Source organism: Pseudoalteromonas sp. PB2-1 (genome assembly GCF_045040605.1).
Classification (GTDB): Bacteria; Pseudomonadota; Gammaproteobacteria; order Enterobacterales; family Alteromonadaceae; genus Pseudoalteromonas; species Pseudoalteromonas arabiensis.
Window position 1 is genome coordinate 2,089,042 of record NZ_CP090667.1, and the last position, 11,378, is coordinate 2,100,419.

At 42.1% G+C, this 11,378-nt stretch carries 8 protein-coding genes; 4 read left to right on the forward strand and 4 right to left on the reverse strand.

The window, feature by feature from the left end; translation table 11 throughout:
* Window positions 1-2 precede the first annotated feature (2 nt).
* The 3 genes from recB to L0Z67_RS09680 form a co-directional block, all read right to left on the reverse strand.
* Window positions 3-3,578, reverse strand: a complete 3,576-nt coding sequence (gene recB / locus L0Z67_RS09670) for an exodeoxyribonuclease V subunit beta (RefSeq protein WP_405127913.1) — start codon at window positions 3,576-3,578, stop codon at window positions 3-5.
* Window positions 3,565-6,888: an exodeoxyribonuclease V subunit gamma gene (recC, locus tag L0Z67_RS09675; protein WP_405127914.1), complete on the reverse strand. Its 3,324-nt coding sequence runs from the start codon at window positions 6,886-6,888 to the stop codon at window positions 3,565-3,567. The genes recB and recC overlap by 14 nt, the downstream gene beginning before the upstream one ends.
* Window positions 6,889-7,009: 121 nt before the next feature.
* Entirely contained in the window at window positions 7,010-8,053 is a 1,044-nt protein-coding gene (locus tag L0Z67_RS09680) for an alkene reductase (RefSeq protein ID WP_405127915.1), read from the reverse strand.
* Window positions 8,054-8,174: 121 nt separating this feature from the next.
* Here L0Z67_RS09680 and L0Z67_RS09685 point away from each other — a divergent pair, with 121 nt between their 5' ends.
* Both L0Z67_RS09685 and L0Z67_RS09690 read left to right on the forward strand, forming a co-directional pair.
* Window positions 8,175-8,756: a TetR/AcrR family transcriptional regulator gene (locus tag L0Z67_RS09685; RefSeq protein WP_405127916.1), complete on the forward strand. Its 582-nt coding sequence runs from the start codon at window positions 8,175-8,177 to the stop codon at window positions 8,754-8,756.
* Window positions 8,757-8,841: 85 nt separating this feature from the next.
* The gene (locus L0Z67_RS09690) at window positions 8,842-9,240 is read left to right on the forward strand and encodes a DUF2750 domain-containing protein (RefSeq protein WP_237114174.1); all 399 of its coding nucleotides are present in this window, start codon (window positions 8,842-8,844) and stop codon (window positions 9,238-9,240) included.
* 26 nt (window positions 9,241-9,266) lie between these two features.
* Here L0Z67_RS09690 and L0Z67_RS09695 read toward each other — a convergent pair whose 3' ends face one another.
* A complete protein-coding gene (locus L0Z67_RS09695) occupies window positions 9,267-10,151 on the reverse strand; it encodes an AraC family transcriptional regulator N-terminal domain-containing protein (protein ID WP_405127917.1) in 885 nt (294 codons plus the stop codon).
* 229 nt (window positions 10,152-10,380) lie between these two features.
* Here L0Z67_RS09695 and L0Z67_RS09700 point away from each other — a divergent pair, with 229 nt between their 5' ends.
* Both L0Z67_RS09700 and L0Z67_RS09705 read left to right on the forward strand, forming a co-directional pair.
* Window positions 10,381-10,905 (forward strand): hypothetical protein, encoded by a 525-nt coding sequence (locus L0Z67_RS09700; protein WP_405127918.1) that lies wholly within the window; start codon window positions 10,381-10,383, stop codon window positions 10,903-10,905.
* Between the two features lie 9 nt (window positions 10,906-10,914).
* On the forward strand, window positions 10,915-11,208 hold the full coding sequence (locus L0Z67_RS09705; RefSeq protein WP_405127919.1) for a transposase: 294 nt from the start codon (window positions 10,915-10,917) through the stop codon (window positions 11,206-11,208).
* Window positions 11,209-11,378: the final 170 nt, after the last annotated feature.

The window sequence follows — 11,378 nt, forward strand, 5'->3', positions numbered from 1 at the left end:
ACTCATAGCATGGCTCCTTGTGCGAATAAGCTATCAAGCTCAGTTATTTGCTGTTTCGTAAGCTGATTAAAATACACCCCTTGCCCTTCGCTCATACCTCGTAAGAAGGTGTAGTAAACACCACCTAAATGCGTGTCGCTATCGTAATCTTGAATACGTTGTTTTAATAAGCGGTGCAATGCCACGGTATATATCAAATACTGCAAATGATACTGGTGACTGGTCATGGCTTGCTCTAATTGCTCATGTTGGTAGTCTGCCGCACTGTTACCTAAAAAATTCGATTTATAATCAAGAATATAATACTTACCCTGCCAGCAAAATATTAAATCTATAAAGCCTTTTAGTAAGCCTTGCACCTCACTAAAATCAAGCTGACTGGGTAAGTTAAAATGTTTTACCAACACTTGATTCAGCTTATCGCTTGAGAGCGATAACAGCGGTAAGTTAAATTCCATTTCGACCAAACAGGTATCAGGCTCAAGTACTGATAAACTAAGCCCTTTATCGTTTAATGGGCAATTCAGTGTAGCAAGGATCCACTGCTCGGTCATTTCCTGCCAGCTATCATCAATATGGTATTTTTCGAATAACGTTTTGATCACTTTATCAAGTGCATGGTCTTCTTGTTCGCTAGCTGGACGCTTTAACGCATAAGGGTCGGTAAAGTCTAATTGCTCAAAAATTTCATGCAAACAACTACCAGGCTTAGCCCCTTTAGGGAAGCTGCAAGGAGTTAAAGCATTGGCATTTTGGGCTAAAAATTCATCTTTTTCGTGGTCTTCATCACTGCGACCAAGCTCAATATGGTCAGTATGCTTTTTCAGCGTTAAGCTACTAAAGCTGGTTGAGCGCCAATCACGCTGAATGTCTGCTTTTACAGTATTAACTTGATAGGTTTGCTCACTGTCAGCTCCAGCAAATGTTAACTTTTCAAGCTCATCTGCTTGGCGAAACGCCTCATAGTGCATGTGCGCTGAGCCTTCACAAAATTGTTGTAACACTGCGCGCCATTCATCGCCCGATTTGATCTCTACCCCTGCAAATAATACGTGGCCAATGCTGGTACTTTGAATACCAGGGCGAGCACTACGACCTTGCGAAATGTTATACATACCCACAGAACAAAAATGCACGGCACGAGTCAGCGCCACATAAAGTAAGCGTAAATCTTCAGCCAAGCGCTCTTGCTCTGCTTTTTGTATTGCCTCGTCACTTTTAGCAAGGTCATAAATCAGCTTACCGTCTTTATGATAAAGGGCTTCTTTGCTTTCCCGATAGCCACAGGCAAACGGCATGAATACTATCGGGTACTCTAAGCCTTTTGAGGCGTGCATAGTGACAATTTTCACTAAATTAGCATCGCTTTCTAGGCGTACTTGCACCGCTTCGCCATCTTGTTGACTGACTTTTTGCGCAAACCAACGCAGCAATCTATGGGTTCCCTCAAGCTCAATTTGCTTTTGCTGTAAGATTTCCCCTAAATGGCGGAAATCGGTGAGCCAGCGCTCAACGTTGTAGCCTAAGCCTTGCCAACGCGCTGCAAGTTGATTATGACTCAATAAACGCTCGAGCATCGCCATAGCGCCCTGTTTATGCCAAATATGGGCTAGCTGAGCAAAAAAGTTTAAATGCTCTTGCCATGCGCTTTCATTTTCGTGAAGCTCATAAATGCGGTTGTAGCTTAAGCAAAACAATGGCCCAGCAAGTACACCGCGCAATAATGACTCATCATACTGACCATGCAATGCCGTTAAAAAGTTAAGTAAATGATGACTAAGCTCTTGGTTAAACACACTATCACGCGACAAATACACGCTGGCAATGGCGGCTTCTGCCAGTGCGGTTTTCATCAACTGTGCTTCGTTTCGGTCACGCACTAACACACAGATATCGGCAGCGGTGAGTGGTTTTCCTGCGATAGTCGCATAGCCGGCATCAGCTTGCTTGAGTAGCTCGGTGATTTTTTTCGTATACTGCAAAGCCAATGCTTGTTGAGCCACCCCTTTGCTGGTTGGCTTATTGTTCGCTTCGGCGTATTCATCAACAAAAACCGAAAACTCAAACGCACTGGGCATTTCACCGTTTATTAAAAACGCTTTGTCTTGCTGTTTTCCCTTAGCATTGACCTTTTGAAATGGGATTGCGTCGTTATAAATAAAGCTATTGTCATTTTTAGCAAATAAGCGGTTTACGCTATCAACAACCCCTTCACTTGAGCGGTAGTTGGTATCTAGGGTGTATTGTTTATCTTTCGCAACAGCTTCTTTTGCGCCAATATAAGTAAAAATATCTGCACCACGGAAACCATAAATAGCCTGTTTTGGGTCACCTATCATGGCAAGCGTGGTGTTTTTAATGCCATAAATGCGGCTAAAAATGCCGTATTGAATTGGATCGGTATCTTGGAATTCGTCAATCATGGCAACCGGAAACAAGGCGGCAATTTTTTCACTTAATGCTTGCCCTTGCTCGCTTAAAAGCGCCTGATGCAGGTTACTTAATAAATCATCAGGGGTGATCACGCCTTGCTCTTGCTTGCGTTTAACTAATGCATTTGCGACCCATTTAGCTGCGTATTGCACTATCGCAATATTCAATCCGTTATTGATAAGGCTACTAAGTTGCGCCATTTCATCAAACCGAGCCAGCATTTCGTGACTGAGTAAGCTACCGTTTTTCTTGTAATTTGCAGGGTCGCTTAAATTCTCTGTGCTCCACACTTCAAACGAGTATTTATTAGTACCAAATACAAAAAACAACTCGTCATTGTTTAAGTATTCTTCAAGCGCTGCAAGGCTGTTTTTTCGCCCTGGGGTTTTTGAGCCACTTAAATCAGACGCTTTTACAGCATTAATAAACTCACTCTCACGACACGCCTTTTTAAATGCTGGAACTTTTGCCACAAAGCTGTCGCGTGCTTGCCATATATCGTCAAGGTCATACTCGGGGGTGATTGTTGCCCCTTGTTTATTGAGTAAACTCACCACCTGTGAATACAGTGATGCAGGCACTGGGAAAATATTGGTAATTGCTTGCGTGCGCTCTTTTGATTGTGGGTAAACAAAAGCACGCCAAAAGTCATTAAGGGTTTCTTGAATAAGCTCACGCTCATCTAAAATAAACTCTAAGTTAAACGCCACCCCTGACTCAAAAGCATGTTGTTTCAGCATTCGCTGACAAAAGCCATGAATGGTGAATATAGCGGCTTCATCCATCGACTTTGCCGCAGCGTCTAGCAAATCAAATGCGGCGTGTTTGTCAGTTACCTCGTCAATTACTTGCTCAATCAGCTCATCACCGGGCTCTTTGCCAAGCAGTGCATCTCTGGCATTGATTATACGCGCTCGCACACGGTCTTTAATTTCTTGGGTGGCGGCCTCAGTGAAGGTCACCACTAGGATTTGCTCAACACTAAGCGGCGTATTTAATTGTTCATCTTCCCCGGTCGCTTTTTGTAAGCCCAACAAATACCGTAAATACAAACCTGTGATTGTATAGGTTTTACCTGTACCGGCACTGGCTTCAATAAGGCTTTGCCCACACAGCGCCATACTCATTGGATTAAGCGTTTGCATGATCGGCCTCCTGTGCTAATTCAACGAGTGGCGATAACAGCAGCTCGCTCCATTTTATAAACTCTTCTTCACAGTCTTTAAGGCTCTTTATGGTTAAACGAATATACGGATTTTCACCCTCACCCATGCCTATGTATTGCGGCGCGAATTTATTGTTTGCTTTGACCATATCTTTATCTGTTTTTATGTACTCGTAACCACTGACCGGAAAAAACGCCACTGGGCGAGTTAAAAGCGTTTCATAAAGCGAAAACCAATCGTTTAAATACTTACGAGCATCATCTTCTGACATAGGTGAAAAACTAATTTGCTTGTCTAAACCAAGAATGAGGGTTTCAACAGGTTGCCCCATTATTTGCGCTGCTAAATGATGCACAAAGCCGCGAATAACATCTTTTGCTTTAATACTGGCAGTGCGATAAAACACCTGTTTTTGACCATAAATATGATTTAACCAACCTTCTAAAGTGGTGTTGGCTATTTTAATATTTACTTCAACGGGTAATGCTTCATCACCTTGAATATGCGCTTTCACTTGCCCTGCAAGCGCATCTACTCGGTGCTGCATACTTTCAAATACAAGGTCGCCAACATGGGCTTGTGGCAATTCACCACGCTGCATAATTTGCGCTTGGTTTAGGGGCATTTCTTGAATACTGGCTTCGAGAATTTCGTCTAGATAAAAGTAGCGACGTAACGCGTCTAAGCTAAACGGCTCTTCATCTTTAGCAATATCGTTAAATTGCGGTAAGCGTAAACCCAAGCTTTGCTGATAAAAGCTCTCGTGCGGCTGGCAAATACTGCGAATAAACTGAGTTAACTCAACGCTACTTTCTGGCTGAACATTAAGCGCTTGCTGAGGCTCAGGATTGACACTTTGAGTTGGCATCCAAACAGGATTATAGCTATGCAATTGTGTGGCTAGCGGTTTGTCTGCTTTTTGCTCGTCACCAGCTTTCTCTGTTAGATAATAAGCCGGATTAAATGGTTGTAAGTGCTGATAATTAATCAGCGCCTCTGGTAGCTTTAAGTGAGTTTCTTGGTCAGCAAATTCAAAACTACGGGCTATGTATTCCAGCAGCTCGCTCACTAAGGTTGAGGGCATTCTTGGTTGGTTATCAAAGCAAGAGCGACCGATATAACTGATGTATAGATTCTCACGGGCACTTAAAATCGCTTCTAAAAACAGGTAACGGTCGTCGAGTTTGCGAGAACGATCGCCTTTTTGGCGTTTTGAGTAAGGAACTAAGTCAAAGCCAATTGGCTGAACTGTACGCGGGTAATCCGCATCATTTAAACCTAGCATGCACACCACTTTAAATGGCACAGCCCGCATTGGCATCAAGGTACAAAAGTTAACTTGCCCCACTAAAAAGCGCTGCCCTACGCCTTTTTCTTGTATACCTTGTTTAACTAGGTAACTAATAATGCGCTGCGAAACGTTTTGTTGGTAATCGCCATTATCATAATGCTTAATCAGTGTATCGAGCACTTTTTGCAACACTAATAAATCCCAGCTTTGTTCGCCTTCCTCGCTGTACACAGCGCTTAATAATTCTTTTAGAGTTTCTGCCTTTTCGTTAAGCGGTGCATCAGTTTGCAGCTTAGCTTTAAAACGGGCCAGTACATCAATAAATTCAATAAGTTTATTTAAAGTATTTAGTGCCATGCCTTCAACTTCATCGGCACTGTAAATACCCGAGAAAGGCAGTTGTTCATCACGTTGTGCAACACCTAATAACAAGCGGTTTAGGCCATGTTGCCAAGTATTTAAATCTATTGCGGGTAAGCCAAAACTATCTTTGTGGGCGGCATCTAAGCCCCATTTAACGCCAACGCGTTCAAGCCAAAAGCCAATTTGCTCATACTCATGGGATTCGAGGTTAAATTTTTCGGCAATTTGCGTAACTTGCAATAAATCAAGAATGTCAGACACACCAAAGCGTGAGTAGGGTAAATCAGCTAAACTGGCAAACGAGCTAAGCACAGGTTTTTCTTGCTCTATGGCTAAATCGGCTAACGCATAAGGGATAAAGCGTCGCCCTTCGGCACCACCAAACACCGCCTCAATATACGGGCTGTATGTGCCAACATCTGGCATCATTACAATAATATCTTTAGGTGTTAGCGCTTTATTTTCATTGAATAAGTTAAGCAAGTAATCATGTAGTCGCTCTACTTCACGAAGTGGCGTGTGACAATCGCTCAGCACTATACTGGTGTCATCAGCCTGAATCGGCAATTTGCCTTCGTCATTAATAAACCATTCTTTATCAGGCGTTAATGACTCACCCTTGAAGGCTAATTGGTAAATTTCAGACTGAATTTGCGATAGCAAGCTTTGATCAAACTCGTTATCGAATCCGTCTAGCCACTGCGCATCTAGTTGTAGTAACTGCTCAAAATAGTCTCGGCCTAATTTACCCCACGACGAGAGTAACGGGTTACCAATAAAAAAGTACTCGTGATCAGGGTTTTTAGCGCTGTCTTCAAGCGCTTGTAACTGCGGGCGTTTGGCATATTTAGCGGCAATTTTGGCGGCTGTTTTTTCATCGAGTGTGTCGCCCCAGTAATGTTCACTGGGGTTAAAGAAAAACAAAAATACCTGCGTTTTTTTCGCAATGGCCTGAAACACTTCAAGCTGGCTGCTCGCAATTGCAGAAATACCAAATAAGCTAATACGCTCAGGTAATTGGCTTGCGTCCATTTTTTCAAGGGCTGCAAGGAGTTTGTCTTGCATATTGGCGCGGTGATATTGGCTTTGCCCAAGCTCTTTACTGTGCGCCACCAGCTTACGCCAAAGATCTGGTTGCCATGGCGCAATGCCTACATCAACATCATCAAGCTCATCGATGCCCTGCTCCCAAGTGGCAATCCAATTGGGACGATACATTAAGTATTGGTCATAAACGTCGGCAATTTTCTCGCACAAGGCAAACGTTTTTTGCCCTTCACTGTCACCATCTAAATAGGTTTTGAGTGGTAAATACAGCGGCTCATCAATGCAGTTTGGTAAAATCGCAAACAGCTTCCAAGCAAGGTTAGCTTTGTTATACGGAGATTCACTGGGTACATCAGGCAATAATTGTTGGTAAAGCTGCCAAATAAAACTCGAAGGCAGCGGAAAATCGACCTGAGCGGCAATCCCTAAGTGTTCACTTAAACCTATTTTTAGCCACTGCGACATACCCGGTGACTGCACAAGCACAATTTCTTTTTTAAAGGGACTTGTTAACGGATTAACTTTAAGCAGCGCGTGAAACCGCGCTTGCAGTGCTTCCATGCGATTTGATTGAATTATATTCAGCACTTTACACTGTCCTTGCCTGAAACTAACTAATTGACACAGTGTAAGATATTTTAATTAGATGGGATAGGTATAAGCGTCACCTAAGCGAATACTTAGGTGACAATTTAAGCTGCCTATGAAATTAAATTAGTTCTGCCAGCATTTCGTCGCTGTATGGTGTTAACGCTTCACCATTTTTAACTTTACTAATGTAATCTGGGTTCGCAATGAATGGGCGACCAATCGCAATTAAATCAAATTGATCATTCTCAATTGACTCTTTTGCTGATTCAAACGTGTAACTACCCACTCCCACTAAGGTGCCTTTGTACGCACTACGTAAGTATTCAGACGTCGTTTTGTCTTCTAAGCTTGCAAAACGCATGCTGTCGTCAAAAATACCGCCATGAAGATAAGCTAGATGGCGACTTTCAAGAGCCGCTAATAAATAATCGAACACAGCTTTATCGCGGTTGTCTTCATCCATATTAAAGTATGCACCAGGTGATAAGCGTAACGCTGTTTTATCTGCACCAATTGCAGCAATGACAGCATCGACGACTTCAAGAGCAAAACGTGACATGTTTTCTGGTGTTTGACCGTATTGGTCTTCACGTTGGTTGGCAGCAAAATGTAAAAATTGATCAATCAAGTAACCATTTGCACCATGAATCTCCACCCCATCAAAACCTGCTTCAATAGCGTTTTCGGCCGCTTTTGCGTAATCAGTAATTAAACCTTGGATATCTTCAATGGTTGCAGCCTTTGGCGTAACATAAGTAAGTTCGCGCATACGAGGAACAGTCCCTTCAACACCGATTGCTGATGGTGCCAGTACATCCCCACCAAAAAAGTGTGGATGAGCAACACGGCCTACATGCCAAAGCTGAGCAAACATCTTGCCGCCTTTCGCGTGCACCGCATCGGTGACTTTTTTCCAGCCCTGAATCTGTTCACTGGTAAACAGACCTGGTGTATTTGGGTAACCTTGCGCATCTGGGCGAATAATGGTTGCTTCGCTAATAATTAAGCCCGCATCGGCACGGCGGGCATAATAATCAACCATCGCTTGGGTAGGTACTAGATTATCGTCGCTCATACAACGTGTAAGTGGTGCCATTAGTACACGGTTTTGCAGCTCAATGCTGTCATTTAGTTTAAATGGAGAAAATAAATCGGTTGTCATGGTTTTATCCTTATCTTGAACATACATTCAAGATAAGGGCGAAGCAAACATACTTCAAGGTTTATTTTGAATAATCGTTCAAGATTACGTAAACTTCACCAATAAGCACCGAGGAACCCAAATGAGAACTGCTGAATTTGATACTGAATTTGTACTACGCCAAGCCATGCATGCCTTTATGCAACATGGTTATGCCAAGACAAGTATGCAAAAGTTAAAGGAAGTGACTCATCTTCATCCGGGTTCTATTTACGCGGCTTATGGCAATAAAAAAGGCCTATTTTTAGCAGCCACCGAGCAATATCAAAAAGACAGAAACCAACAATTTACAGCGCTTTTCAATGACCAACAACCTATTTTATCGACCCTCAAACACTACTTAACTGTGATTGTCGATGAATGTATTGAAGGTGAAGTTGCTAAAGTGTGTTTGCTTACCAAGAGTATTTCTGAAGTTGAAGGCAACGATCCACAAATTTGCAGTGTACTGCGTGGTAACTTAAACGCTTACGAAAATACTCTCGCCGAGCAACTGCTAAAGGCGCTGGATAATAACGAATTTACAACGAGTAAAACGCCACAGCAACTAGCGCGCTTTTTAGTAATGGGCATATACGGCATTCGTACCTATGCGCTAACAAATCAAGATTCTAAGGCTCTGCAGCAACTAGCTGATGATCTATTCGTTGCATTAATAAATTAATTTACCTAATAACTTTACTTGTCATATTTATTTATCACCTTATGATTAAGGTGTAGCTGTGTATAACTAAAAGAGTGAGCCTGTCATGAATAATGCAACTGCTAAACGTGTTGAAACTGAGTTTGATACTATTCTTGCTTTAGGCGCTAAGAAACGACTCGCTTATATGTTTGAAACGGTTCAAGAGTTCAAACAAGTGTGGATCCTCAATGATGAACATGGCTGCGTCATGCTCTCCAATGAAGACGACGACTGTGTACCTGTATGGCCTAGCCGTGAATTTGCACAAAGCTGGGCTACGGGCGAATGGCAAGATTGCACGCCAAAAGCCATACCAATAAAAGATTGGTTAAGCCGCTGGACACCAGGCCTTGAACAAGATGACTTACTCATTGCCGTGTTTCCAACTGATGAAGATGACGGCACAATTTTATTCCCCGATGAGTTTGACTCACAACTGAGAATGCCGAAAAGACGATTTTAAATTATGGGAGCTTTAAGCTCCCTTATTTATGCCGTTTGCTGTAGACGTAATGCTGAAATATCTTTTATGGGTGGTTTGCCAAAAAAGCGTGTGTACTCGCGACTAAATTGCGATGCGCTTTCGTATCCAACTTTAAGCGCCGCAGAGCCTACATCAATGCGTTCATTGAGCATAATTTGCCTTGCTGCCTGCAGTCGTAAGTTTTTTACATACTGTAACGGGCTCATTTTAACAACATCTCGAAAGTGCAGCCTAAATGTTGAAGGACTCATGTGTGCATTTCGTGCTAACTCGTCAATCGAAAATTGACTACTGAAGTTTTCTTTCAACCAACATAGGGTCTTGGCAATTTTTTGATGAGCTGAACCAGACATCACAATTTGCCTTAAATAAGGGCTATGCGGGCTATTTAATAACCGCAATATGATCTCTTTTTTAATCAGTGGCGCTAAATTAGCTTTTAGCAATGGCTCATTGTCGAGTTTGATAAGTCTCAGCAAAGCATCAAGCAAACCGTTATCAGTATCAACCACCGACATGGCTTGGTGTTTAGGGAACTTGTCTTGCCCTGCGAATTCCATTTCAGCAACAATGTGACTTATTTCATGGGCATCTAAGCGTAGGTACAAGCCATAAAATGGCTGCTCTTTACTGGCACGCGTAATGTGTGATGTAACAGGCACATCAACCGATGTCACCAATGATTGGCCATCCGTATAATCATAATTGTGCTCGCTAAGCACAACACGTTTTGAGCCTTGTAAACTAATGCCCAAACCTAATTGATATACGCAGGCCATGGGTAACGACACTTCACTACGTCTGTAAACGAGTAACTCAGGAATCGTTGTTTCAAAATTACCATCTTCAATTGCAATCGCTTTTACTGCTTCAATTAATGCCTGACGCATCTAGCTTACCTCTTTTAATTACTCATTTAAGTGTATCACCGTAATTTAAGCTTAGGAGTATTTATGATGATGGTTCGTTATTTTAGGCAAAAATTAAATCATTTATAGCAAGCATAAACATCTGTTATCGACCATAATATATTTTCACATTTTCGATTGCTTAGTCTTTGCAATCAACCACTGCTACAAAACCTCAATACATTCAATATCTAAAATAAAAAGAGAAATTATGAGCCTAAACAACACGGATTTATTTGTGTTTGTCGCGATCTCTGCTTTGGTCACCGTTCATGACAAGCCTTTGTTAAAACGAGCATGTCAGCACGCATTGAATGATGGTGTATCAATGCAAGCGTTATGTGACATTTTACCGCATATTAGTGTGTATTCTGGGGTGCCAAAATCACTGATGGCGCTAGAGATTTTAAAGTCGCTTGATGATATTCAAGGTTCAAATACGTTACTTATCAAGCGCACAGAGCAGCAACTAAAAACCGCACTCACATTTGGTCAGCTACCTTTTGGCATCGAGCAACAAAACAACACCGTATTTGAGCTTGCTTCTTTAGGCGCACTATTTGCGCTAGAGGATGCCAGCAGTTTAGTAAACGAGCAACTTAAGCGCTGTGTATTACTTGGTTATAGCCGTGAACAACTTGAATTATTAGTGATAGAACTTGCTAGAAAAGTCAGTAGCAATATTGCCATGCGTGCTAAATGTAATCTCGAAAAGCACTTTGCTATGGTGGGGTAAATTTAAGAAATGGCGGTGGAGGCAGCCGACAAAAAGACTCAACCTTTTGATAAACATACATATAACAACAAAACAAATTATGAAGTAGCACAAACACTGGTACATAATTTTTTTGTCACGTTATCTATTTACCTCTTGGTACACCTCTTCACTGCAATTATAAAAAAACTATGGAGAAACCACTTTTGGCAGAGGGGTTACTTTGTGGATACGGTAGGGGTAAATGTAGAAATAATAAGACGTTATGTTCGCCATCAAGAGAAAATAGAACAGCAGGAACAGGCTCAGTTAGCGTTGGAGTAAACAACGCCCCCTTTTAGGGGGCTAATTCAAAGCCACCTTCTTCAGAAGGTGGTTCTTTACTAGTAGCTTTCTTTACACCCAAATGTAATTCTTTCAAAGAACGTGATGTTGACCTTCAGTTAAGATAGCTACATGTAAGTTCCATACTTCAACGCGATGTGAGAACACCA